This window comes from Streptomyces sp. Ru62, assembly GCF_002920615.1.
Lineage (GTDB): Bacteria > Actinomycetota > Actinomycetes > Streptomycetales > Streptomycetaceae > Streptomyces.
In genome coordinates this window covers 181,387-205,881 of record NZ_PQSU01000004.1, presented here as the reverse complement: position 1 = coordinate 205,881, position 24,495 = coordinate 181,387, and the positions used below count along the sequence as shown (strand labels likewise).

At 75.0% G+C, this 24,495-nt stretch carries 20 protein-coding genes; 14 read left to right on the top strand and 6 right to left on the bottom strand.

Going from position 1 to position 24,495, the window contains the following annotated elements; translation table 11 throughout:
* Window positions 1-11: 11 nt before the first annotated feature.
* Together C3492_RS07150 and C3492_RS07145 are read right to left on the bottom strand one after the other, a co-directional pair.
* The gene (locus tag C3492_RS07150) at window positions 12-857 is read right to left on the bottom strand and encodes an SMP-30/gluconolactonase/LRE family protein (RefSeq protein WP_103810878.1); all 846 of its coding nucleotides are present in this window, start codon (window positions 855-857) and stop codon (window positions 12-14) included.
* On the bottom strand, window positions 854-1,627 hold the full coding sequence (locus C3492_RS07145; protein ID WP_103810877.1) for an IclR family transcriptional regulator: 774 nt from the start codon (window positions 1,625-1,627) through the stop codon (window positions 854-856). The genes C3492_RS07150 and C3492_RS07145 overlap by 4 nt, the downstream gene beginning before the upstream one ends.
* Before the next feature lie 140 nt (window positions 1,628-1,767).
* Between C3492_RS07145 and C3492_RS07140 the strand changes: the two genes are divergently transcribed.
* The 4 genes from C3492_RS07140 to C3492_RS07125 all read left to right on the top strand — a co-directional run bounded on the left by C3492_RS07140 (window position 1,768) and on the right by C3492_RS07125 (window position 4,228).
* Window positions 1,768-2,325, top strand: coding sequence for a hypothetical protein (locus C3492_RS07140; protein ID WP_258055545.1), 558 nt, complete (start codon window positions 1,768-1,770; stop codon window positions 2,323-2,325).
* Window positions 2,326-2,522: 197 nt separating this feature from the next.
* The gene (locus C3492_RS44495; RefSeq protein ID WP_103810876.1) at window positions 2,523-2,786 is read left to right on the top strand and encodes a hypothetical protein; all 264 of its coding nucleotides are present in this window, start codon (window positions 2,523-2,525) and stop codon (window positions 2,784-2,786) included.
* 2 nt (window positions 2,787-2,788) lie between these two features.
* On the top strand, window positions 2,789-3,130 hold the full coding sequence (locus tag C3492_RS44125) for a DUF1036 domain-containing protein (protein ID WP_103810875.1): 342 nt from the start codon (window positions 2,789-2,791) through the stop codon (window positions 3,128-3,130).
* Window positions 3,131-3,175: 45 nt separating this feature from the next.
* Complete coding sequence (locus tag C3492_RS07125) at window positions 3,176-4,228, top strand: M12 family metallopeptidase (RefSeq protein ID WP_103810874.1); 1,053 nt, start codon at window positions 3,176-3,178, stop codon at window positions 4,226-4,228.
* On the opposite strand, the gene C3492_RS44120 is transcribed toward C3492_RS07125, so the two are convergent.
* Window positions 4,215-5,117 carry a RimK family alpha-L-glutamate ligase gene (locus C3492_RS44120; protein WP_103810873.1) on the bottom strand — a complete coding sequence of 301 codons (903 nt, stop codon included), beginning with the start codon at window positions 5,115-5,117 and terminating at the stop codon, window positions 4,215-4,217. The genes C3492_RS07125 and C3492_RS44120 overlap by 14 nt on opposite strands.
* Before the next feature lie 145 nt (window positions 5,118-5,262).
* Between C3492_RS44120 and C3492_RS07115 the strand changes: the two genes are divergently transcribed.
* From C3492_RS07115 to C3492_RS07100, 4 genes are all read left to right on the top strand, one after another.
* Complete coding sequence (locus C3492_RS07115; protein WP_181140260.1) at window positions 5,263-6,363, top strand: MerR family transcriptional regulator; 1,101 nt, start codon at window positions 5,263-5,265, stop codon at window positions 6,361-6,363.
* Between the two features lie 10 nt (window positions 6,364-6,373).
* Window positions 6,374-6,979: an O-methyltransferase gene (locus C3492_RS07110; protein ID WP_103810871.1), complete on the top strand. Its 606-nt coding sequence runs from the start codon at window positions 6,374-6,376 to the stop codon at window positions 6,977-6,979.
* A 77-nt stretch (window positions 6,980-7,056) separates the two neighbouring features.
* Window positions 7,057-8,541, top strand: a complete 1,485-nt coding sequence (locus C3492_RS07105; protein ID WP_258055544.1) for an acyl-CoA synthetase — start codon at window positions 7,057-7,059, stop codon at window positions 8,539-8,541.
* The gene (locus C3492_RS07100) at window positions 8,534-10,141 is read left to right on the top strand and encodes a carboxyl transferase domain-containing protein (RefSeq protein WP_181140237.1); all 1,608 of its coding nucleotides are present in this window, start codon (window positions 8,534-8,536) and stop codon (window positions 10,139-10,141) included. The genes C3492_RS07105 and C3492_RS07100 overlap by 8 nt, the downstream gene beginning before the upstream one ends.
* On the opposite strand, the gene C3492_RS07095 is transcribed toward C3492_RS07100, so the two are convergent.
* Window positions 10,116-13,727, bottom strand: coding sequence for a S8 family serine peptidase (locus C3492_RS07095; RefSeq protein WP_103810870.1), 3,612 nt, complete (start codon window positions 13,725-13,727; stop codon window positions 10,116-10,118). The two genes, C3492_RS07100 and C3492_RS07095, sit on opposite strands and share 26 nt — an antisense overlap.
* 190 nt (window positions 13,728-13,917) lie before the next feature.
* Between C3492_RS07095 and C3492_RS07090 the strand changes: the two genes are divergently transcribed.
* The 5 genes from C3492_RS07090 to C3492_RS07070 all read left to right on the top strand — a co-directional run bounded on the left by C3492_RS07090 (window position 13,918) and on the right by C3492_RS07070 (window position 22,493).
* On the top strand, window positions 13,918-14,415 hold the full coding sequence (locus C3492_RS07090) for a CU044_2847 family protein (protein WP_103810869.1): 498 nt from the start codon (window positions 13,918-13,920) through the stop codon (window positions 14,413-14,415).
* The gene (locus C3492_RS07085; protein WP_181140236.1) at window positions 14,415-16,217 is read left to right on the top strand and encodes a trypsin-like peptidase domain-containing protein; all 1,803 of its coding nucleotides are present in this window, start codon (window positions 14,415-14,417) and stop codon (window positions 16,215-16,217) included. Before C3492_RS07090 ends, C3492_RS07085 begins: the two co-directional genes overlap by 1 nt.
* Window positions 16,218-16,259: 42 nt before the next feature.
* Complete coding sequence (locus tag C3492_RS07080; RefSeq protein WP_103810867.1) at window positions 16,260-17,294, top strand: MoxR family ATPase; 1,035 nt, start codon at window positions 16,260-16,262, stop codon at window positions 17,292-17,294.
* Window positions 17,295-17,343: 49 nt separating this feature from the next.
* Window positions 17,344-21,297: an SAV_2336 N-terminal domain-related protein gene (locus C3492_RS07075; protein ID WP_258055543.1), complete on the top strand. Its 3,954-nt coding sequence runs from the start codon at window positions 17,344-17,346 to the stop codon at window positions 21,295-21,297.
* 158 nt (window positions 21,298-21,455) lie between these two features.
* The gene (locus C3492_RS07070) at window positions 21,456-22,493 is read left to right on the top strand and encodes a rod shape-determining protein (protein ID WP_103810866.1); all 1,038 of its coding nucleotides are present in this window, start codon (window positions 21,456-21,458) and stop codon (window positions 22,491-22,493) included.
* Window positions 22,494-22,511: 18 nt separating this feature from the next.
* Here the strand turns inward: C3492_RS07070 and C3492_RS07065 are convergent, their stop codons facing one another.
* Window positions 22,512-23,465 carry an anti-sigma factor RsbA family regulatory protein gene (locus tag C3492_RS07065; RefSeq protein ID WP_103810865.1) on the bottom strand — a complete coding sequence of 318 codons (954 nt, stop codon included), beginning with the start codon at window positions 23,463-23,465 and terminating at the stop codon, window positions 22,512-22,514.
* Window positions 23,462-23,758: an STAS domain-containing protein gene (locus C3492_RS07060; RefSeq protein ID WP_165951547.1), complete on the bottom strand. Its 297-nt coding sequence runs from the start codon at window positions 23,756-23,758 to the stop codon at window positions 23,462-23,464. The genes C3492_RS07065 and C3492_RS07060 overlap by 4 nt, the downstream gene beginning before the upstream one ends.
* Before the next feature lie 210 nt (window positions 23,759-23,968).
* Between C3492_RS07060 and C3492_RS44490 the strand changes: the two genes are divergently transcribed.
* The gene (locus C3492_RS44490) at window positions 23,969-24,439 is read left to right on the top strand and encodes a hypothetical protein (RefSeq protein ID WP_181140235.1); all 471 of its coding nucleotides are present in this window, start codon (window positions 23,969-23,971) and stop codon (window positions 24,437-24,439) included.
* Window positions 24,440-24,495: the final 56 nt, after the last annotated feature.

The window sequence follows — 24,495 nt, the reverse complement described above, 5'->3', positions numbered from 1 at the left end:
CGTCGGCGGGCTCAGCCCTGGAACGGCGGTTGGGGCAGGCCCTGTCCCGCGCCGGGTACCACGAGCAGGGAGCCCGACAGGGGGTCGGAAGGCGGCAGGCCCGTGCGGGCGGTCGTGATGTAGAGGTCGGTCAGGGCGGGGCCACCGAATGCGCAGGCTGTCGTGCGGGGGGTCGGCAAGGTGATCACCCGGTCCAGCTCGCCGGCGGGCGTGTAGCGGCGGACCGCTCCCCCGTCCCACAGCGCCACCCACACGCAGCCCTCCGCGTCGACGGTCAGCCCGTCCGGGAAGCCCGCGCCCTCCTCGATCTCCACCAGCGTCCGGCGCTCATGGATGCCGTCCGCGTCGTGGTCGAAGACGTCGACGCGCCGGGTGGGGCTGTCGATGTAGTACATCAGACGGCCGTCGGGGCTCCAGCCCGTGCCGTTGCTGACCGTGACGTCCGGCAGGACCGTGCGCACGGCGCCGTCCCCGGTCAGCCGGGACAGCGTGCCCCCGCCGGGCGCCTCGTCGTACCGCATCGTGCCCGCCCACAGCGAACCGTCGGGCGCCACCGCCGCGTCGTTCGCGCGGCGCCCCGCGACCGGCTCGTGGTGCAGCCAGCGGAACGTGTCGTCGGAGTCCAGCAGGCCCACGCCGTCCCGCAGGTTGAGCACCAGGCCGCCGCCCGCCCGGGGCTTGGCCGCGCCGACGTGCTGCGGTGTCGTACGGACCGTGCGCCGGCCGGAGGAGGGCTCGTAGGTGTGCAGCCGCGCGCCCAGGATGTCCAGCCAGATCAGCCGGCCCGTCGCCGGGTCCCAGGTGGGTCCCTCGCCGAGCGCGGCCTCCGCCCGCACCGCGACCTCGTACGCCGTCATGCCGCGCTCCGGTGGCCCAGCCGCTCCGACAGTTCCGCCGCGCCCTTCGCGGCCAGTTGCTCCAGCTCGGCCCGGCGCTCGTCGCTCCAGCGGATCATCGGGACGGAGATCGACAGCGCGGCCACGACCTGTCCGGTGCGGTCGCGGACCGGCGCGGCCACACAGGAGACGTCGGGGTTGGACTCGCGGTTCTCCACCGCGATCCCGCGCTGCCGGATGTCCGCGAGGACCTCGCGCAGGGCGGCCGGGTCGGTGATGCTGTTCGGGGTCATCGCGGCCAGTTCGGTCCCGTCGGGGATCCGCGCGGTCAGCTCCGGCTCGGGCAGCGAGGCCAGCAGCATCTTGCCGACGGAGGTGCAGTGGGCGGGCAGCCGGCGGCCGGCGGCGGAGACCATGCGGACCGCGTGCGTGGAGTCGACCTTGGCGATGTAGATGACGTCGGTGCCCTCCAGGATGGCGACGTGCACCGTCTCGTCGCAGGTCTCGGCGACGGAGCGGGCCACCTGCTGGCCCTCGGCGGCGAGGTCGAGCTGCTCGGCGTAACGGCTGCCGAGCTGGTACGGGCGTACCCCGAGCCGGTACCGTCCGGGCTGGCCGGGCACCGGCACGATGTACGACCGGGCGGCGAGCGTGGTGACCAGCTCGTGCACGGTGGTGCGGGGCAGCTGGAGCTTGCGCACGATGTCGGGGGCGGAGAGCGTCCCGTCCCCGTCGAGGAACAGCTCAAGAATGTCGAGAGCCCGGGTCACGGCAGGCACGAGGCGTCCCACGTCCGGCCCCCTCCCTTGGTCTGGCGTCTGCGTTCGAGATTTCAACAGACGATCGGCATGACGAACACAGGCTAGTCATGGTGGGTGGTGCGGGCAATGGGTCGGGAACGACCCCTGTGGTCACGGGCACCATGGACACCATGGATCTCGACTTCCAGCTGGTCCTGCTGCGCCGCATGGCCGACCACAACCCGGACCTCGTGGAGGACGCCCGGCGGCGGCTGGGCGCCTCGGTCGGGGACATGCGGGAGGCCAACAAGCGGTGGCAGGCCATGGTCCGCTCACCCCGGTCCCGCGGCGCGGCCGCCCGGTACCGCTCCGTCCTCGGTGAACCGGAGTCCGTGGTGCCCCGCCGGCTGGGCGACGCCGACTGCGAGGCCCGGCGGTGGACCCTGCCGCTCTGGCCCGCCCTGCGCTTCGAGGTGCTCGTCGGACCCGACGGCGGGGTCTGGAACGCGTGGCTGGTGCGGGCGCCGGGTGCGCCGGCGCCGGAGCTGCGCACGCTGGAGGATCTGACCCCGTGGTCCTGCACGGTGGACGAGGCCGCCCGCGCCTTCGCCCCCGCACGTCCGCTGGAGGGCACCGCCCCGACCCGGTGGGGGCTGGCCCTCACCGCCCCCGACCACGACGGCGTACGGCGGCAGGTGGTCGCCGAGTTCACCTGGGGGCTGCTCCAGCGGACGGCCGTCCTCACCTGAGCGTCAACTCGCTTCTCCACCACGCTTTCTGACGCTGCCCCCGTTCCCCGGGATGCAGGGCGGCGAAAGCTGGAGCAGCATCGGAAGTAGCGGAATTCCGGCGTTCCGGAATTCATTCACCGGGTCAGAAATGGCTCGTTCAACGGTTCATCACCACACCCATTCAATGGTCAATCAAAGGGGATGGGGTGTTTCGCATGTCCAACAATCAACCGTCGGGCGTCCCGGCACCGCTCCAGGCCTTCGAGCCGGGTGTCGAACTGCTCCAGGAGGCCCCGGAGGAGGACGTCCGGAGCGGGCTCGACCCGAGGATCCACGAGGACGAAGGTCCGGCGGCCGGTGCCGCCGACGCCGCGGCCGTGCCGGCCCCTCCCGTCGTACCGGAGGAAGAAGTGCCGCAGGACACGCTGGCGGAACGGTGGCGCCGGCACATCGAGGCGGCTCGGCAGCGAGGAGAGTGACCATGCCGTACTTCCGCAACAGTCATTCCTCGACGATCCAGGTGGCCGGAATGTACTGGGACCCGCAGGCATGCGGGCAGTACGGGGATTACCGGACCATGGGCTGGTGGCGTATCAAGCCCTACGAGCGGGTTCTCATCGCGCCCAACAACCAGCAGTTCTTCTACTGGTACGCCGAGTCCGACGACGGTCACATCTGGAGCGGCCGCTACGGCCCCGTCTACACGTATCTGTACCCGTTCGACTCCTGCCTGAACATCGGGTCGACCGGCGCGTGGAAGACGGTGACGATGCGCCCGCACGACCAGTACGCATTTCCCGGTGGCGTGAACGTGGACATCTGAGCCCTCACTGAACCCCCACCGCGAGCAGAATCAAGGAGCGTCGTCATGGCCACCGAGCAGGACAAGGGCCCCGCGCGGTACTGCGCTCAGCCCCCGCAGAGAATCCCCGCGCTCCCCCCGGACCTCAGCCTTCCCCGGACCAGGGCCATACTGCTCAACCGGGCGAAGTGGGTGAACGGTACCCAGCTGCGGTACTCGTTCCTGGACGGCGCCGGAAACGGCGTGCCGAAGGCCTGGCTGACCGAGGTCCACAACGGCTTCCAGGAATGGGAGGATCTCGGTATCGGACTGCGGTTCCGCCCCGAGGACGACCCCGCGGAATCCGAGATCCGGATCGCCTTCGCCGACGACGGGTCCTGGTCGTACGTCGGCACGGACTGTCTCGGCATCGGTTCCGGGGAACCCACGATGAACTTCGGCTGGGACCCGACCTCGCCCTATGGAAAGGTCACGGTCCGGCACGAGATAGGGCACGCGATCGGTTTCTCCCACGAGCACCAGAATCCGTTCGCCGGCATCGAGTGGGACGAGCCGACGGTGTACGCGCACATGGCCGGCCCGCCCAACTTCTGGCCGCATGAGGTGACTTACCAGAACATCATCCGCAAACTCTCCACCGATGAGGTGAGCGGTTCGCAGTGGGACCCGTCGTCCGTCATGCACTACGGGTTCGAGGCGGGTCTCATCAAGCGGCCGGAAGCATACCGGACCGGAATTCCCTCCCCCCGGGGACTGTCCGAGCACGACAAGGAGTACGTGCGCACCTGGTATCCCCCGCTGGCTCCGCACTTGGACGCGCTGAAGCCGTTCCGGTCGGCGGTCCTCGACCTCGCCTCGGGCGAGCAGGCCGATTACGAGGTCACTCCGGAGAAGAGCCAGAAATACCAGTTCGGCTCGTTCGGCGACGCCGATGTGCTGATGGTCCTGTTCGAGGACGTGGGCGGCGAGAACCTGCGCTACGTCACCGGTGAGGACGACAGCGGGGAGAACCGCAACGGCCGTTTCGAGGTCAAGCTCCTCAAGGACCGCCGGTACGTCCTGCGCGTCCGGATGTACTCCACGTGGGGTGCCGGGGGCGCGTCGGTCATGTACTGGTGACCGTCGGGCCCGGGCCCGCGTCCTCGGCCGCCGCGAGGATCGCCTCCGTCACGCGCGGCAGCGAGTCCGGGTGCAGCCACAGGAACAGGTTCGGCTCGACCAGCTCCAGTTCCATCAGGCGGGGCTCGCCGTCCTCGCCGTCCACCAGGTCCACGCGCGCGTACAGCAACCCGGGGGCGCCGGGCACGGCCGCCAACGCCTTCCCGGCGACGGCGAGTTCGGCGTCCGTGGGATGCCAGCGCTCCAGGTCGGGGTGGGCCACCTTGTCGGCGTCGTACGGGGTGCCGGGTGAGAGCACGGCACCCTTGCGGCTGGCGTGCAGCAGCCGCCCGCCGAAGAACTGCAGCGCCCGCTCACCGCGCACGTCGATGCCCGGCATGTAGGGCTGCACCATCGCGGTGAAGCCCTCCGCGTGCATCCGCGCCAGGTGCCGTACCGCCGTGTCGTGCTCGGCGGGCGTGTAGCGGGCGGCGAACCGGGCGCCCGCGCCCGAGGTCGGCTTGATCACGAACTCGTGTCCGGTCGGCAGGCCGGCCGGCTCGCCGGGGGCGAGGTAGCGGGTGGGGACGGTGGGCACGCCGGCCGCCGCCAGCTCCCCGAGGTAGCGCTTGTCGGCGTTCCAGCGCACCACGGGGGCCGGGTTGGCCAGCCGGGTCAGCGCGCCGACCCGGTCCACCCAGGCGGCGAACTCCGTGGCCCGCCAGCTGTAGTCCCAGGTCGAGCGGATGACGACCAGGTCGTACCCGCCCCAGTCCACCGCCGGATCGTCCCAGTGCCGGGCCTCCGCCTCGGCACCGGCGTCCGCGAGCGCCCGCACCAGCACCGGCAGGTCCGCGTCCTTGCTCGGCCCGGTTCCGGGGTCGTAGGTGGCGAGGGCTATGCGGGGCACGGCGGACTCCCTGTCGTACGCGGGTTCGACGGTCGGTGCGGCTGTGAGGCTAACAAGCGCCGCGGGAACCGGGACAGCCCTGTTGACCTTCCCCTTCGGTCAAGCCCCAGCATCGGTGGCGGACGACGAGACGCGCGAGGTGCGCATGGAACTGCTGACCATCGGGGCGTTCGCGAAGGCGAGCCGGCTGTCACCGAAGGCGCTGCGCCTGTACGACGAGCTGGACCTGCTGCCGCCCGCCCGGGTCGACCCGGACACCGGTTACCGCTACTACGCCCTCGCCCAGCTGGAACGGGCCCGGCTCGTGGCCTGGCTGCGCCGCCTGGGCATGCCCCTGGCGGAGATCCGGGCGGTGTGCGCCCTGGACGCGGCGGACGCGGCCCGGGAGATCCGGGCGTACTGGGCCCGGGTGGAGGCGGAGACGGCCGTACGGCGGGACCTCGCCGCGTTCCTCGTCGAGGAGCTGACCGGCGAGTCGAGAGGGAGACACACCACCATGCTGGAACTGCGTCACGCGGCGCGTTCGGACCGCGGGCACGTCCGCCCGGCCAACCAGGACACGGTGTACGCGGGCCGCAGGCTGCTCGCCGTCGCCGACGGCTGCGGCCCGGCGGGGGCACCCGCGAGCCATGCCGCCGTGGCGGCGCTGAGGTTCCTGGACGAGGAGGAGGAACTGGCCGCCGGCAGCGTGCTGAACCTGCTGGAGGATGCGGTGCGCGGGGCGAACGAGGCCGTACAGGACCTCGCGAGGGCCGCGGGGGAGGGCGGCGAGGAGAGCGGGACGACGCTGACCGCGCTGCTGTGGACGGGGTCGAAGCTGGCCCTCGTGCACATCGGGGACTCGCGGGCGTATCTGCTGCGGGACGGCGAGCTGTTCCGCATCACCCACGACCACAGCGTGGTCCAGTCGCTGATCGACGAGGGACGGCTGACGGAGGAGGAGGCCGAGAGCCATCCGCAGCGGGCCCTGCTGCTGAAGGCGCTGGGCACCTCCGGTGCGCCGCCGGTGCCGGATCTGCGGGTGCGGCAGGCCCGGGACGGGGACCGGTACCTGGTGTGCTCGGACGGGCTGACCCGGGTCGTCCCCGACGCGCTGATCAAGGAGCTGCTGGCCGCCGGGTCCGACCCGGAGGCCGTCGTACGGTCCCTGATCGGCGCGGCCGACGCGGCGGGCGGTCCCGACAACGTCAGCTGTGTCGTCGCCGATGTGGTGACGGCCGCCCGCCCGTCCGTGCCCGTCGGCTAGAACTGGCCGTATGGCACAGCACGGTACCGGCGCGTACACCGGTGCGGACGGGCTGCCGCCGCTCGTGCGGCACGCCCTGGCCGCCGCCCGCGCGCACGGCTTCCCCTTCTCCTGCCGGCCCGAACAGGGCCGCCTGCTGCACACGCTGGCGGGCGGTGCCCGGCTGCGGATCGGGGAGACCGGCACCGGGCTCGGTGTCGGCCTGGCCTGGCTCGCGTCGGGGGCAGCCCCCGGTGTGCGGCTGGTCAGCGTCGAGCGGGAGCCGGAGCGGGCGCGGCGCGCCGCCGAGGTCTTCACCGGCCGCTCCGAGGTCACCGTGCTGACCGGCGACTGGCGGCGGATCGCGGAGTACGGCCCCTTCGACCTGCTCGTCCTCGACGGGGGCGGGCAGGGCAAGGCGCCCGGGGACGCGCCCGCCGACGTGGAGCGGCTGCTGGTGCCCGGCGGGACGGTCGTCGTGGACGACTTCACGCCCGCGGCCGGATGGCCGCCGCTGCACGAGGGCCGGGTCGACCGGGCCCGGCTGCACTGGCTGGAGCATCCCGCGCTGCGGGCGGTCGAGCTGCGGCTCGCGGCCGATCTGAGCGCGGTCGTCGCAACGCGGGTCCTGGTGTAGGAAGGGTGCTGTCGTCCCCGGCAGTCGGCCCCGCCGACCGTGCAGTCGGCCCCGTCCGACAGTAAGGAGTGCGCCGCGTGTCCTCCCTCTTCCCCGCTCTGACGGACGGTCCAGGTGAGCGCAGCGAGATGGGGGTCCCCCCGGACGAAGTCCGGGGGAGGGTCGCCCTGCGGTTCGGGCCACGGACTCTGACCTACGGCGGGCTGGCGGGCGCCGCGGGTGCCCTCGCCGCGCGGATCGAGGGCTCCGGCCGGGTCGCCGTGTGGGCCACTGCGGAGCTGGAGACCGCCGTCGCGGTGACCGGCGCACTGCTCGCCGGGGTGGCGGCGGTGCCGCTCAACCCGAAGTCGGGTGAGAAGGAGCTGGCGCACATCCTGTCCGACAGCGCGCCGTCACTCGTGCTCGCCGCGCCCGGCACGGAACTGCCGTCGGTCTTCGGGGACTTGGCACGGGTCGATGTCGACGCGTCGGCCACCGGTGCCGTCCCTCAGGAGCGCGCCTCGGACGGCGACCCGGCGCTGATCGTCTACACCTCCGGCACCACCGGCCCGCCCAAGGGCGCGGTCCTCCCCCGCCGGGCCCTCGCCACCACCCTGGACGGGCTCGCCGACGCCTGGGGGTGGACCGGCGACGACGTGCTGGTGCACGGGCTGCCGCTGTTCCATGTGCACGGGCTGGTGCTGGGTGTCCTGGGTCCGCTGCGGCGCGGCGGCTCGGTGCGGCACCTGGGGCGGTTCTCCCCCGAGGGCGTGGCCCGGGAGCTGAACGCGGGCGCGACCATGATGTTCGGGGTGCCGACGATGTACCACCGGATCGCGGAGGCGCTGCCCGGCGACCCGGAGCTGGCCGAGGCGCTCGCCGGGGCCCGGCTGCTGGTGTCGGGCTCGGCCGCGCTGCCGGTCCATGACCACGAGCGGATCGCGGCGGCGACCGGGCGGCGGGTGATCGAGCGGTACGGCATGACGGAGACGCTGATGAACACCGCCGTGCGGGTCGACGGCGAGGCCCGGCCCGGGACGGTCGGGGTGCCGCTGCCGGGGGTGGAGCTGCGGCTGGTGGAGGAGGACGGTACGGAGATCACCGCGTACGACGGGGAGAGCGTCGGGGAGATCCAGGTGCGCGGCCCGAACCTGTTCACCGAGTACCTGAACCGGCCCGACGCCACCGCCGCCGCGTTCACCGCCGACGGCTGGTTCCGCACCGGGGACGTGGCCGTGCGCGAGCCCGACGGCTACGTCCGCATCGTCGGCCGCAAGACCACCGACCTGATCAAGAGCGGGGGGTACAAGATCGGGGCCGGTGAGATCGAGAACGCGCTGCTGGAGCACCCGGGGGTGCGGGAGGCGGCGGTCACCGGGGAGCCGGACGCCGACCTGGGCGAGCGGATCGTGGCCTGGATCGTCCCGGCGGACCCTCAGGCCCCGCCGGGAACCGAGGAGTTGGCGGACCACGTGGCCCGGCGGCTGGCCCCGCACAAGCGCCCCCGGGTCGTCCGCTACCTCCAGGCGCTCCCCCGCAACGACATGGGGAAGATCATGAAGCGGGCCCTGGCCGATGCCTGAGCGGCTCTCGGCACGGGAGATGCTCGCGCTGGTCGCGGACGCGGACAGCTTCCGTGAACTGCCCGTTGCGATACGGCAGTCGGAGCGGGACGACGGCCCCCTCGGCTGGCAGGGCTACGGCGCCTCCCGCGCCCGCGCCGCCGCCCGCACCGGCGAGCGGGAGTCGGTCGTCTGCGGCACCGCGCGCGTCGAGGGAACCCGGGCCGTCCTGATCGCCTTCGAGTTCGGCTTCCTGGGCGGCTCGCTGGGCGAGGGCACCGGGGACCGGCTGGAGGCGTCGTACACCCATGCCCGTGAACACCGGCTGCCCGTGGTGCCGTTGATCGCGACCGGGGGCAGCCGGATGCAGGAGGGCATGCTCGCGCTCACCCAGCTCCAGCGGGTGGCCCGGCAGTCCGCGCTCACCCGTGAGGCGGGGCTGCCGCAGATAGCGGTCCTGCGGGACCCGACGACCGGCGGCGGCTGGGCCACCCTCGGCGCGGGCGCGGACATCGTCCTGGCCCTCCCCGGCGCCCAGGTCGGCTTCGCCGGCTCCCGGGTCCGCCCGCCGGACGCCGACCCGTCCGCGTACACGGCGGAGTCCCAGCTCGCGGCGGGCTCGGCGGACGCGATCGTGGCGCCGGCCGAGCTGAAGGGGGTGCTGGGGAGGTGGCTGCGGCTGCTGGCCGGGCGGCAGGCGGGCACCACACCGGGCGTCACGCCGGAAGCCACGCCGGAAGTCACCCCGGGAGCCACGCCGACCGACAGCGCACCGCCCACCGCCCCCACCCCGGCGGCCGCCCAGGGGACCGAGCCCGCCCCACCCGCGCCCGCCCCGGCATCCGCCCAGTGGCCCGCGCCCGCCTCCGCCCCAGAACCCCACGGGGACAACGCACCCGCCTCCGCCCCCGTGACCGCCCACCGGCCCGAGCCCGCCCCCGTGCCGCAGGCGCTCGGGTGGGGTGGGTCGGCCGGGAGCGGGTGGGAGGCCGTCGAGCGGGCCCGGGCGGGCGGACGGCCGCGGGCGCGGGCCTACCTGGACGCCTACTTCGACGACCGGCTGCCGATCAGCGGTGACAGGTGCGGCGGGATGGATCCCGGCGGGATGCTGTGCGGGTTCGGTGAGCGGGACGGCCGTACCGTGGCCTACGCGGCGCAGACCGGCACGGCGACCCGACCCGCCGGGTACCGCACCGCCGCCCGGCTGATCCGGCTGGCGGACCGGCTCGGCGTCCCCGTGCTGACGCTGGTGGACACCCCGGGTGCCGCGAACGACGCGGAGGCGGAGCGGCAGGGCGTCGGCGCGGCCGTCGCCGAGGTGTTCGGCGCGGTGGCCGCCGCCCGGGTGCCGATCACCACCCTCGTCATCGGCGAGGGCGGCTCCGGCGGCGCCCTCGCACTGGCCGCGCCCGGCAACACCTGGGCCACGCCGGACAGTTACTTCTCGGTGATCGCGCCGGAACTGGCGGCCGCCATCCTGAAACGCCCGCCGCAGGAGGTCCGGTCGACCGCCGACCAGCTCCGCGTCCGCCCCCAGGACCTGGTGGAGCTGGGCGTGGTCCGGGGCGTCGTCGGCACGTCCGCGCCCCGGAGCGTCACCGGACCGCCACCGCCCGAATGATCTCCTGCGTCACCGCTCCGCCCTTGTCGTCCCGGGCCGAGGCCCGCAGCGACACGGAGGACGCGCCGCGCGGCACGGTCAGCGTGCCGCGCCAGGAGGTGGCCCGGCCGGTGCTCAGGGGGACGGCCCGCCAGGTCGTGCCGTCGTCGTACGACACCTCCAGCCGGCCGCCGCCGAGCCTGCCGGTGCCCGAGGCGTGCGCCACGTAGGAGGCGGAGATTGCGACCGGTACCCGCTGTCCGCCGCGCACGGCACCGGCGAGGTCGGTGCCGAGGTCGTAGGCGAGGTTGATCAGCGGCAGGTACGTCCAGTGGTCCTCGGGGGTGGCCGCCGAGCGGAAGGTCCACTCGGTGTGGCCCCGGGTGGCGAGCGGCCACCGGCCGGCGTCGAGGGCGGTGTCGGTGACGACCTGGTACGTGTGCTCGTCGGCGGGCGCGTCCCAGACGTAGGCGGCGGAGCCTGTGTTCTGGTCGACGAGGGTGCCGTCGAGCCGGACGGAGGTGGTCTGGCGCATCCCGCTGTCCTCGCTCCACACGTCGCCGAAGCCGGTGTGGTCGGGGCCGGAGTCGCCCCAGCCGGGCACGTTCAGCTGGATCTGGTTCCCGGCCCGCTGCTGGCCCCAGCCGAGTCCGGTGCCCAGCCACGGGTGCCACACCGGCCGGAACCAGTGCAGCGCCGGCCGGGTCCCGCCGTCGTAGCGGACGAGCCCGCCGCGCTCCTCCAGCGCGCCGTCGCCGGCGGTGACGGACTCGTGCCACAGCTGGCCGGGGCCGGTGGAGACGTGGTCGGTGCGCTGGGCGGGCAGGGCGACGCGCTCCTGGAAGCCGAGGCCGATCGGGAAGGTGTCGGTGATCGAGTACCGGAACTCGCCGCCGCTCTGCGGCCGTGCGGCGTGGAACGTGACGTGCACGGCGGCGAGTTGCCGGGCGCCGGGCGCGTACGTGAGGTCCCGGTCCGGGACGGCTCCCCGGTGGCCCTCGGAGAGGTCGTACACGTACGGCGAGTCGGGGGTGCCGGTCATGTCGACGCGGCCCGCCGCCCTGAGGCGTGCCGCGTCCGCCCGGTTCACGGTGGCGATCAGCAGGGGCCGGTCGGCGTTGTCGTCGGTGCCCCACCAGGCCATCAGCCGGCCGGGCGCGTCGTCGGTGACGAACAGGGCCTCGGCGCCCGCGTCCTGCGCGTCCCGCGCGAGCGCGGCCGGGTCGGCGCCGGGGGCGAGGCGGGCGAGGACGGCCTTGCCGGACACCCCGGTGACGGGACCGTCGCCGACGTCCACCAGGGGCAGTCGCGTGCGGCCCGCGATGAGGGTGCCGCCCGGCTGGACGGTGGCCTCGCCGACGCCCTCGACCTCAAGCTGTGGCTTGGCCAGCCGCCATACGGTCCGGTACTCGAAGGTGCCCTGTGTGACCCTGGGCGTGGGCGCGGCGAAGACGCTGTCGTAGGTGAGGGGCACCTGGACCGCGCCGAACAGGTCGGCTCCGTTCGCCTTCCGGTCGTACTCCATCACGAGCTGATGGGTCTCGGTGCGCCGGTCCACGTCCGCGCGGACCTCGCGCAGCGTGCGGCCGTCCAGGGTGATGTCGCGGTTCCGGTCGAGGGTGATCTCGGGGGCGGTGAGGAAGCCGAGGCCGAGGGAGTCGGCGCCGTGGCTGCCGGGCACGTCGAGGAAGGTGGCGAGGGAGTAGGTGCCGGGCTTCAGGCGCAGCCGGAGGGTGCCCGAGTCGCCGACGTGGACGGGCTCGGCGTCCGTGCCCTCGGCGAGCCGCTGCACGGTGAGGTCGGCGGCGGCGGGCGCGCCCGACCGGTCCTTGACGTGGACGGTGAGTGTGTACCGCTCCTCCTCCTTGACCAGCCCGAACACGGTGTGTGCGACCGCGGTGCCGGCCGGGTCGGCGGCCACGATCTGTCCGGTGGTCCCGCCGACCGGTGCCTTGGACGCGTCGCCGGTGACGGTGGTGGAGGCCGTGCCGTGGGCGGGCACGGTGAGGGTGTCGTCGGCGAGGGTGGCGACGCCGTCCGGGGCGCCCCGCACCGACAGCCTCAAATCGACCGGTGTGCCGGACGTGTTGGTGTAGGTGACGGTCCGGGTGACCGGCTCGTCCGCGTCGTAGGGCCAGCCGTGGAAGCCGAGGTCGGCGCTGCCGGTGGCGGTCACCGTCGCGTGCACCGCGTCCGGCACGCTCACCCGGCCCGCGCCCAGCGTGTAGACGGAGGCGTCGAGCTGTTTCGAGCTGGACATCAGCGCGTCCTTCAACCGCGCGCCGGTCCAGTCCGGGTGCCGCTCGGCGAGCAGTGCCGCGACGCCCGCGACCTGCGGGGTCGCCATGGACGTACCGCTCATGGACGTGTAGGGGCCGGTGCCGGTGACGAGCCCGGAGCGGGCGGCGAGGATGTCCACGCCGGGGGCGGCCAGGTCGGGCTTGAGGGCGTTGTCGCCGTACCGGGGTCCGGCGGAGCTGAACCAGGCGGCCTGGTCGGCGGAGTCGACGGCGCCGACGGTGAGGGCGGCGTCGGCGGCACCCGGTGAGCCGATGGAGGAGGGGGCACCGGTGTTGCCGGCGGCGACGACGAACAGCGCGCCGGTCTCCTTGGAGAGGGTGTTCACCGCCTGTGCCATGGGGTCGGTGCCGTCGCTGGGCTCCGTGGAGCCCAGGCTCATGGAGACGATCCGGGCGTGCACGTCCCGTGCCGCCCACTCCATCCCGGCGATGATCTGGGACTCGCTCCCCGCGCCCTGGTCGCTGAGCACCTTGCCGACGGCGAGGGTCGCGTCCGGCGCCACGCCCTTCTCCCTGCCGTCGGAGGCGGCGCCGCTGCCGCCGACGGTGGAGGTGACGTGGGTGCCGTGGCCGTTGCGGTCGGCGACCTCCTGCCCCTCGATGAAACTCCTGGCGGTGCCGACCCGGTCCACGAGGTCGGGGTGGCCGAGGTCGGCGCCGGTGTCGAGGACGGCCACGGTGACGCCCTTCCCTGTGAGCCCCGCGTCCCAGCCCGCCGCCGTGCCGATCTGCGCGTTGCTCTCGGCGAGTTCGGCCTTCACCCGCCCGTCGAGCCAGACCTTGTCGATGCCGGGCGTCCGGGTGAACGACCGCCAGAAGGCGCGCCCCTTGCCGGCCTTGACGGCGGCCCCGCGCAGACTGGGCAGCGCGCGGGTGCGCTCGGCGCCGGCCGGGGTCGCGGTCCGCGCGCTCCTGTCGTAGGTGACGATCAGCGGCAGGGTGCCGGCCCGGTCGTCGGTGAGCCCCTGCCGGATCAGCCCGCTGACGTCGAACAGCCGCCGGTCCAGGGTGCCGGCCCGCAGGTAGGGCAGCGCCTCGTCCGGTACGACCGTGAGGTGGCCGTCGTCGCGCTGGGTCCGTACGGCACCGGTGGCGCCGATGGGCCGTCGTACGGTGACCGTCTGTCTGCCGTGCCCGAGGTCGGTGACGGTCACCCGGTCGCCGGTGACCAGGGTGACGGTGGTGGTGCCGCTCGCGCCGGGGCCCTGGGGGTGCGGCGCCGCGACCGCCGGGCCGGCCGGGAGCAGGGCGCTCACCAGCCCCGCGGCGAGCAGGGCGGCCCCGCGTCTGACTGGTCCTGTGCTCATCCACGCCTCTTCTCGTTGGCGAGTCGTGTGTGCCGAGTGCGTCGCGTGCTGGGACGAGTGTGATGTGTCGCTTGTCGTACGGGAGTTGACCGGTGCTGACGGAAAGTCGCCCTGGCGGGTTTTCGCCAACCTCAGAACAAGTCCCGCCCCTCAGCGCCGTATGTGTGACTCCCGCAGCACCGTCCGTAACATGGGGTCGTCACTGGTCGGGTACGACGGGGGAGCGAGCGTCAGCGTGGACGAATTGGTGGAGTTCAGGACCGAGGACGGCGCGCTCGTCGTGGTGGAGGGTGCCGCCGGCACCCGGTCGGGGGCCCGCCTCGTCTCGCGCGGGGACGGACCGGCGCAGGCCGCGCGCACCTTCGAGGGAGCGCTCGACGGCGTACGGGCGGCCGCGGCGTCCGCGCTGCGGGTCTTCCGGGACGGCAGTCTGCGCCCGGACGCGGTGGAGATCGAGTTCGGCGTGCGGCTGTCCGCGGAGGCCGGTGCCGTCATCGCGAAGGGGTCGGCGGAGGGCCACCTGGTCGTCAAGCTGAGCTGGTCCCCGGGGAAGGCGCCTGACCAGGCCGCCCCGGGGCAGAACCCGCCCTCGTGGGCCGCGTCCGCGCAGCACGCGTCACCGCCGGCCGTGCCCGGCCAGGCCGCGCCCGACCGTACCGTGCCCGGCCCGGAGTCCGCCGACCGGTGATGCGCGGCGCTGCCTGGCAGGCCCGGATCGCCTGTGGCGACGCGGTCGGGGCGGGATTCCTGGTCACCGGCCGCCGGCTGCTCACCTGCGCCCACGTCGTCAGACGGAGCGACCGGGCAGTGGTGACCGTCACCTTCCCGCACGCCAGGGAGCTGGGCGCGCTGTCCGCCTCGGTCGTCGCCCACGGCGGCTGGGCCGGCGGCGTCACCGACCCGGGCGATGTCGCCGTACTCGAACTGGACCGTGACGTCCCGCTCGCCCCGGCCGGTTTCGCCCCGCCCGACACCGCGTACACCGAGCCGTACCCCCGGCTGGTCGCGTACGGCTTCCCCGAGGGCTACGACGAGGGCACGCTCGCCGAGTGCCAGCCCGTCGCCGGCCAGCTGATCGCCGGGGAGTGGCTGGAACTGGTGGCGTGGCAGGGGCACGGTCAGCCGCTCGTGGACGGGTTCAGCGGGGCGGCGGCGACGCTCCCGGACGGCAGGGTGGCGGGCATGGTCACCGCGGCCGTGGGGTCGTCACCGGACGTGCGCAAGGGCCGGATGCTGCCGCTGGACGTGCTGGCCCGGTACTGGCCCGAGCTGGGCGAGCTGGTGCCCACCCCCGGCCACCGGGACGACGCCCGCCGGCGGCTGTACGCCCTGCTGCGCCGGGCCGTCGCCCAGGCCGAGCGGGTGGGCGACCCGAACCGGCTGTACGTGGACGCGGTGGGCGCCTTCGGGCCTCCCCTGCCCCCGGGCGGCTTCCCCTCCCTGTGGGCTGCCGCCGCCCATGTGCAGTGGGAGGTCCCCGATCCGGGGGCGATGAGCCGGTTCACCGACCGGCTGCTGGAACTGCTGGACGGGGAAACCGCGTTACGGGCCCCGGCGGCGACGGACACCCCGGTCCCGGCCGGCACGTCGGCGGCTCCCGTCTGGTCACCGGTCGTCGTGGAGATCGATCACAGCGGTGCCGGTCCCGACCAGGTGACCGTGGAGGTGTCCGCGTACCGCGACGGCCGGCGCCGGCCGGTGGGCGCCCGCCGGCTGCCGCGCACCGGGGTGCGGGCCTACGTCCAGAGCCGCATCGACGAAGCCGTCGCCCACCTCGCCCCGGACGCCGACGAGCTGGTGACGTTCGTCCTGCCGCGCGAGTGGCTCAACGAGGCGGTGGCGCAGTGGGAGTGCGGCGCCGACGACAGCACGCCGCTCGGCTGCGCCTACCCCCTGGTGGTGACCGACCGGGCGCGCCACCACAGCGGCCGGCTGCGCCACCAGCTGCGCAAGAAGTGGCAGAAGCTGGACTCCGGCGGCGGGATCGAGGTGCACCGGGTGGAGTGCGGCACCCGGGAGCGGCCGCCGAGCCTGCGCAAACGGCTCTGGGACGGCGACGCCGGGCTGGCGGGCTACGCGGCCCCGCCCACGGCGGCACGGCAGCACTTCGAGGTCGGTCTCACCGTGCCCGTCCCGATCCTGCTGTGGCCGCGCACCGGCTCCCCCTGCACCGGGCACGGGGACGTGCCCTGCCCCCGCACCGAGGCCGCTGGTTCCCCCGGTCCCGGCACCGGGCACGGGGAGGCACCCCGCACCGACACCGCCCCCGGGGAACCGCCCTGTCCCGGCACCGCGTTCCTCGACCAGCTCGCCGCCTCGGTCGCCGGCGTGCCGCCCGCCGAACTGCCGCGGCACGTCCTGTCGTTGCGGCTGACCGCGGACGCCGCCGACGAGCCGGACCTGCACTGGGCGAGAGACCTCCAGGTGCTCTGGGACGACCCACGCTGCTTCCCCGGGACCACCGCGAGCCTGCACTCGCCCGTCGCCTGACCCACCGCCCGACCGAACCGCCCCCACGGAGAAGAAGAGCCCATGCCCCTGTGGCCCGTCTACACCGGTACGAACGAGCCGCACGACGGCATCACCGAGCTGCCCCCGCCACCGCCCTGGCGGGACTTCGACGGCGGGCCGGTGCTCGCGGCGCCGGACGCGTCGGCCGACGCCTCCGCCGTCTCCCCCGACCGCACGCACCGCGCCGAGACGTACCAGGCCACGCCGGAGACGGTCCAGCTCGTCAACGCGTCCCTGTACCTGCGCCGCCCGCTGCTGGTCACCGGCCCGCCCGGCACCGGCAAGTCCTCGCTCGTCTACGCGGTCGCCCGTGAGCTGCGGCTCGGCCCGGTGCTGCGCTGGAACATCACCAGCCGCAGCACGCTCCACGACGGCCTCTACCAGTACGACCCGCTCTCGCGGCTGTACGCGGCCCGGCAGGAGGCCGCCCGGCAGGGCGGGGCCCAGGGCGCGGACGACCGGTCGGGCATCGAGCACCATCTGCGCCTGGGCCCGCTCGGCACCGCCCTCCTGCCGTACGCCCGGCCCCGCGCGCTGCTCATCGACGAGATCGACAAGAGCGACCTCGACCTGCCCAACGACCTGCTGAACGTGCTGGAGGAGGGCCAGTACGAGATCCCCGAGCTGGTGCGGGCCGCACGGCACGCGCCGGACGGCGTCGCCGAGGTGCTGGCCGACGGCACCGACGAGCGGGTCCCGGTGGCCCGGGGGCGGGTCCGCTGCCGGGCCTTCCCCTTCGTCGTCCTCACCAGCAACGGCGAGCGCGAGTTCCCGCCCGCCTTCCTGCGCCGCTGCGTCACCCTGCACCTGCGGCAGCCCGACGACCGGCAGCTCGCCGAGATCGTCCGCGCCCACCTGGGTGAACCCGACGCCCACGCGCGCACCCTGATCGACCGGTTCCTGTCCCGGGCGGGCACCGGCGACCTGGCCACCGACCAGCTCCTCAACGCCATCTACCTGGCCCGCTCCGCCGACCTGGACGCCGATTCCCTCGACCGGCTGGCCGAACAGCTGATGCCGTACCTGGGGCAGACCGCGGGCTCCGAAGTCTTCTGATGCCCGCTGAATCCTCCGGGGCCGCCCCGCGCCCCCGTTCCCCGACCCCTTGGTCCGCCTGGCCGACATCCTGGCCGAGGCGGCCCGGGGGGTGCGCCCGACCCCGCTGGAACTGGCCGAACTGCTGTGGCTGGCCCGGCAGATGACCCCCGGCGCGGACGACGGTGCCCCTGTCACCGCCGACCCCGCCGACCCCGCCGACCCCGCTCCGGCCGGGCCAGAGGTCCCGGAGCGGGAAGCCCCCGCCCCGCCCCCTGCGCCCAAGGAGCCGGTACGGGAGCCGGGGCCCGCCCCCGCACCGCCCTCCCGCCTCCCCCTGCACCTGCCCGCCCGCCGTCCCGCCCCGGCGGCGGACCGGTCCCACACCCCGCTCCTGGCCCCGGCGCCCCCGATGCTGCGCCACCCGCTCGCGCTGCAACGCGCGCTGCGCCCGCTGGGCCGCCGGATCGACGCACCCGTGGGCCTGGAGCTGGACGAGAAGGCGACCGCCGACCGCATCGCCCGCCTCGGCGCCGACCCCGCATGGTGGCTGCCGGTGCTGCGCCCCGCACGGGAGCGCTGGCTGCGCCTGAACCTGGTGTACGACGCCGGCCCCACGATGCCGGTCTGGCGGCCCCTGATCCGCGAACTGCACACGGTGCTGGCCCAGTCGGGCGCCTTCCGGACGGTCGCCCTCCACCGCGCCGCCGCAGACGGAACCGTGCGCGGAGCCGACCCGCACGCCCCCGCCGACGGCCGTACCGTCACCCTCCTGATCAGCGACTGCATGGGCCCGCAGTGGCGGGAGGGTCCGGCCGGCACCCGCTGGTTCGCCACCCTGCACCGCTGGGCGCGCCGGATGCCCCTGGCCGTCGTCCAACCGCTGCCGGAACACCTGTGGCGGGACACCGCCCTGCCCACCACCCCGGGCACCCTGTCGGCCCCGCACCCCGCCGCCCCCACGGCGACGCTCGCGTTCACCCCGTACGAGCCGCCCGAGCCGGCCGTGACCGGCGGTGCGGTCCCGCTCCCCGTGCTGGAGCCGGAGCCGCGGTGGCTCGCGCACTGGGCCGGGCTGCTCGCCACCCCGGGCGGCGGGGGGTTCCCGGGCGCGGTCGCCCGGCTGGGGCGCCCGCTGCCCGCGGACGCCGAGGACCGTACGGACGTCGGGCTGCTGTCCGCCGAGGAGCTGGTCCTGCGGTTCCGGGCGACCGCCTCCCCGGAGGCGGTCCGGCTGGCCGGCCATCTCGCGGTGGGCCGCCCCGACCTGCCGGTGATGCGCCTGGTCCAGGCCGCCGTCGAACCCGATCCGCGTCCCCAGCACCTGGCCGAGGTGATCGTCAGCGGGATGCTCACCACCGCCCCGGACGGCCCGCCCGGCTCCTACGCCTTCCGGGACGGCGTGCGCGAGCTGCTGCTGCTCGGCCTGCCCCGCACCGACCGCCACCGCACCACCGGACTCCTCGACCGCATGGGCGAGTTCATCGACCGCAGGGCGGGCCGGGCGCCGGGCGAGTTCCGGGCATCGGTACCGGACGCGCGGGGCACGGGGACGGCCCCGGGGGGCGATCCGTTCGCCACGGTCAGCGAGGACAGCGTCCGCCGGCTGACGGCGGACGGCGCCGGGGAGCTGTTCGCGGGGCGGTACCGGCTGCTGCGGCGGGCCGACGGCGCGGGCGGGACGGGCGCCTCGGGCGGGACCGGCGGGACGGGCGGCACAGGCGGCACAGGCGGCACAGGCGGCACGGACCGCACGGGCTGGTTGGCCCAGGACACCCGGGACGGTGACACGCTCGTCGTGCTGCACCGGTATCCGCCGGGACGGTCCACCGCCGCCCTCCAGGACCTCGGACGGCGCCTCGGCGAGCTGCGCCACCCCGGCATCGCACCGGTCCGTGACCACGGCGTCGCCGACGGATCGCCGTACCTGGTCCGGGAGTTCGTCGCCGGCCGGACCCTGCGCCGGCGCCTCCGGGACGCTCCGGGCGGCCTGCCCGCCGAGGAGGTCCGCGCGCTGCTCCCGCCGCTGGCCGAGGCGGTCCTCGCGCTGCACGCGCAGGACGGCCCGCGCGGTGTGCTGGACACCCATGCCGTCGTGCTCGGCCCGGACGGGCCGGTGCTGACCTGTCTGGACTCCGCGCCGGTGGTCCACGGGAGCCGGGAGAAGGCGCTCCGGGCGCTCGGGGGCATCGCGCGCGCCCTGCACCCCGACGACTCCGACGCGCTCGGGACGGAGCTGGGCCCGGCCGTCGCCGCGCTCCTCTCCGCCGACGCGGAGGCCCAGCGGCGCGGCGCCGAACGGCTGCTGCGGCTGGGCCGGGAGCGGCGGAGCGGTCCCGTCGGCACCGCTGCCGAGCCGGCCGGGATCCGCTTCACGGCCGACGGACTCACCGGCCGCCCGGAAGCCCGCATCACGCTCGAAGCCACCGTGCACGAGATCCTCGCGCGCGGCTCCCTCAGCCCCCGGCAGTACGAGGCGGAGGTCCGCCCGGACGGCTACCTGGTGCGCACCGCCCCCGGCGCCTATCTCCTGCCCGTCCTCGTCGCCGTACTGCGCGAACTCCCCCAGGCGCTCGCCCGGCTGACCGACCCGCCGCGGCTGCGGGTCACGTTCGGCCGGCCGCCCGTCCGGCCGCCGGAGGACGCCGCGGACGTGCTGGTCGTCGTACCGCCCGCCCTGTACGACGAGTTCGCCGCCAGCTCCGCCGCCCGGCGCTCGCAGCGGTTCCGGCCGCTGTTCCGCGACAGCGCCCCGGACAGCCCGCCGGCCGCCTGGTACTGCCCGCTCGGGCCGGGGCCCGCCGAGCCCGGGGAGCGGGATCTGGTGCGGGGCCCGTTCATCACGCACGACCTGCGCGAGCTGGGCGTGCCCACACCGGGGCGCACGGCCGTCGTCCACACGCGGCCCGGCGGCCCGCTGACGCTGCTCGACCCGATCCACCCCTACGGGACGCGTTCGCCCCGTCCGGAGACGTACTACACGGTCGACCTCACCCCGCACGAGACCCGGAAGCTCGTGTCCCTGCCGAGTTCCGGCAAGGGCGCGTTCACCGCCGCGGTGAAGCTGTCCTGGCGGGTGGACGATCCGGTGGCGTTCGTCCGTGCCGAGGCCAGCGGTGTGTCCGGGCTCCTGCTGGAGCATCTGCGCGGCGCGGCGGCCCCCGTCACGCGCCGCTATCCGCCGCGCCGGGCGGGCGCGGCCCAGCGGGCGGTGAACGCCGGGGTGGACGACTGGCCGGTCCCGGGACTGACGGTGTCGTACGCCGTGCAGCTGGTCCCCGAGTGGGCGCCCGCGCCGGCGGCGGAGCCACCGGTCCCGTCCCGCCGGCGGCTGGCGGCGCTCCTCGCGGGCGCCGAGACGGTGCTGGTCGGCTTCGACGGGCCCCTCGCCCGGCTGTTCCCGGCGCAGACGGCCCGGGAGGCCGTCCTCGACCTGCTGTCCGTCGTCGCCGACCACCGCGATCCGCAGGACGCGCTCGCGGGCCGGCCGCTGTCGGTCGCGGGCGTCCCCGGCCGGGAGGCGTTCACGCACCCGCTGGACCTGCTGCGCGCCTTCGCCCACGACGGGCTCGGCCCGCTGCTGCGGGCGCGGCTGGACGAACTGGAACTGCGGGCCGTGCCGGACGCGCCGACGACGCACCGCTCCCTCGCGCTCGTCCGCGCCCTGCACCGCTCCGGCCGCCGGGTCAGCGTGGTGACGGACGTGTGCAGCCAGGCCGTCCACCGCTGCCTGGAGCCCTACCGGCTGCCCCTCGCGGGCATCCACGGCCGCCGCGCCGACCTCAGTCTGCTGACGCCCCACCCCGACTGTCTGCTGCGCGCCCTGACCGCCGCCGGCGCACCGGCCCGCTCCTGCGTCCTGATCAGCTCCTCGGTCGCCGAACTCACCGCGGCCCAGCAGCTCGGCCTCCCCTTCGTCGGCTACGCGCCCACCGCCGCCGGCCGGCGCGTCCTGCGCGAGGGCGGCAGCGAGGTCACGGTCTCCTCGCTCGAACCGCTGGTGGAGGCCCTTCGCGCCCGCTGACCCGCCGACACTCCGGGGAGGCCGGAGATTACGCCCGTTCGGCGGCACCCCGCCCGGCGGCCCAGGAAAGGCGCCCGCTCCCGGACCCGCGCAGGATTCCAGTGAGCCCGCCGGACAGGCGGGGGACCCCAAGGCCCGCGCACTCGGGAGGATCCGCCGTGACCGTCAGCCTGGAGCGGCTGCGCCGCTGTCACTTCGCCGTCGACCTCGGGGCGGCCCGCACCCGGGTGTATGTGAAGGGCTCCGGCCTGGTCGTGGACCAGCCCTCGGTCGCCGCCGTGAACACCCGTACCGGCGCGCTGATAGCCGTGGGCGAGTTCGCGGAGAAGATGACGGGGCGCACCCCGGACTACATCAGGGTCGTACGGCCCATCGCCGGGGGCACGGTGGTGGACATCGAGATGGCCCAGCGGATGCTGCGGCATCTGCTCGGCGACAAGATGCGCCGGGCGCTGCGCCGCAAGCCCCGGCTGCGGGCGGCGGCCTGTGCCCCGCACGACGCCGATCCGCTGGCCCGGCGTGCCACGATCGAGACGCTGGTCGGGCTGGGGGCCAGGCGGGTGGAGCTGGTCGACACGCTGATCGCCGCCGCCGTGGGGTGCGGGCTGCCGGTGGAGCGGCCCGAGGCCACCATGGTCATGGTGTGCGGGGCGGCGGCGACCCAGGTCGCGGTGCTCTCGCTGGGCTCCATCGTCACCGCCGAGCGGATCCCGGTGGGCGGCGAGGCCGTGGACCACGCGATCGTGCAGCACCTGCGGCACGCGCACGCGCTGATGCTGCCCAGCCAGGCGGTACGGCCGCTGCAACTGGCCCTGTCGGGCAACGGGCTGACCCCGCACGGTCCGGCGTCGACCGAGATCCACGGCCGGGACGTGGCGACGGGGCTGGCGCGCAGTGTGCGGGTGGACACCGCCGCCGTGCGCGACGCGATCCAGACCCCGCTGACGGCCGTCCTGGACGCCATCGGCAAGGTGCTGCGGGAGTGCCCGCCGGACCTGGTGGCCGACCTCGCCGACCGCGGGATCGTGATGGTCGGCGGCTCGGCGCTGCTGCCCGGGTTCGACCAGATGCTGCGGCGGGCCACCGGGATGCCGGTGCACATCGCCGAGCGGCCCGACGTGTGCGCGGCGCAGGGACTGGGCGCCATGCTGGAGGGCCGGATCGAACCGCTGGTCCTGAACCCGCTCGCCGGCTGAGCCCGCTCCGGGGTGCCGTCAGCGGCGCAGGTAGGAGCGGATCGTCGTGCCCTCCGGGCCGGTGTGCGTGCGAACCAGGTCCGACACCAGGTTGACCAGCAGCAGTCCGCGTCCGCCCCGCTGGTCGCGGCCGGCGGGGCGGCGGCCGGCCAGCGGGTCGGCGAGGCGGCCCTTGTCGCGGACCTCGCACAGTACGTACCCGTCCTCGGACCACACCGTCAGGGCGCCGGTGCCACCGCCGTGGACGACGCTGTTCGTGGTCAGCTCCGCGGTGATCAGCGCCAGGTTCTCCAGGCCCAGGCCGGTCAGGCCCAGCCGGGCGCCGTGGTCGGTGGCCAGATGCCGGACGGCGGACAGGGAGTCCTCGTCGAAGGAACAGCGCAGCACGTCGGGGCCGGCGCCGGGGGCGGGTGGCAGCGGCTCGTTGTAGCGGGAGACCACGCCGTCGGGGTCGTAGTCGGCGCTGGTCCGTTCGGCGCCGGAGCCGGCCGGGATGACGACCGGGTGGGTGGCGTGCGCGTCGGCGAGCGCCCGCTCGTCCAGGCGGGCGGTGTCGTACGGGCACAGGATGGTGACCTCGCGGCCCCGGAAGGCCGCGTTGATGAGCGCCTCGTGCTGGGCGCAGGCCGGGTACTCGGCCGGGCTGCGGCCCGCCCAGACCGGCTCGCCGATGATGTGGACCCGGCGGCCGGGCGACTGGGCGTCGGCGAAGGCGCGCAGCACACCGGGGATGATCCGGCCGGGGTTGCGTCCGGCCTCCCGCATGTCCAGGAAGCGTACGGCGGCGCCGTCGGCGCCCAGCTCGTCCTGGATCAGCCGCAGGTTCTCGCCGGGGACGGCGACCGCGACCGGCTCGCCGGCCGTCAGCGCCGCCCGGACGAACGGCACGGTGCCGGCGACGTACTCCCGCGCGTCGGCGTAGAAGAGCGCGGGGTGCACGAACGGGTCCACGGGTTCGGTGGTGGCGGTCATGACGTCCGCACCTCGATCCCCGGCAGACCGGGCCACAGCAGGTCCAGTATCCGTGGCAGGGCGTCCGGGGGCCGGTCCAGCACCAGGCGCCGCTGCCCGCCGAGGTTCCGGGCGGCGTCCGCCAGTGCGCCGGCGCCCGCGACGTCGACGAAGGTCAGCGCGGAAAGCTCCAAGTAATACACGTCCTCGCCCTCGCGAACGGCCCGCTCCAGCGCGCGCTCCCAGATGCCGCGCGTGCGCAGGCTGACCTCGCCCGCCGCCCGGAACCCGGTCCGCCCGGTCAACGGGGACACATCGAGCCGTGGCGCCGCGGGTGCCGGCACCGTCGGCCTCGGCACGACGGCCGGCCGGGGCCGCGCCGGTTCAGCTGCGTTCACGCCGTCTCCCAGCCGCACGGGTACATGACTCCCCAGTATGCGCCCTGGCTCACCCGGATGGTGTGCAGGTCCGTGCGCCTGGGGCGGGCGAGCCGCGAACGACCGACGGCGGAGCGGGACGGGAGCATGGTGTCAGCCGCACGCACGCCGCACACCGGGCGGCTGGACACCCTGACCGTCGACGGCGGCACGGAGGGCTGCCGGGTCCTGCTGACCGCGCGCGGTGAGCTGGTCCGCGGCTGTACGCAGCCCCTCACCAGGGCGCCGGCGGCTCTGCCGGCGGGCGTGGCCGGGGCCGACGTGGACGCGTCCGGGGTGACCTTGCTGGAGACGGACACCGAGCTGCGGCATTGCGTCGGCGGTCACGGCGAGCGCGGTGCCGGACGGTCCGGCCCCGCCGGAGCCGCTGCGGACGCCCCTGGCCGCCGCGGCGGACCGGGTCGGTACGGCGGTCAGTACGGCAGGACGCGCCCCGAGGGGGTCCTGCGGTCGATCTCCTGCCCGCGCGGCGCGGCGGGCCGCCGGCTGACACGTACCCGGATCCGACGGTCCATGACGCCCTCCTGCTGCCGACAACGCCCGGCTGGACGCCGGTAGGAGGTGCGTGCCCAGGTCCTGACCGGTTCAAGCCTGGACCGGCCCAAGTCTTCCGG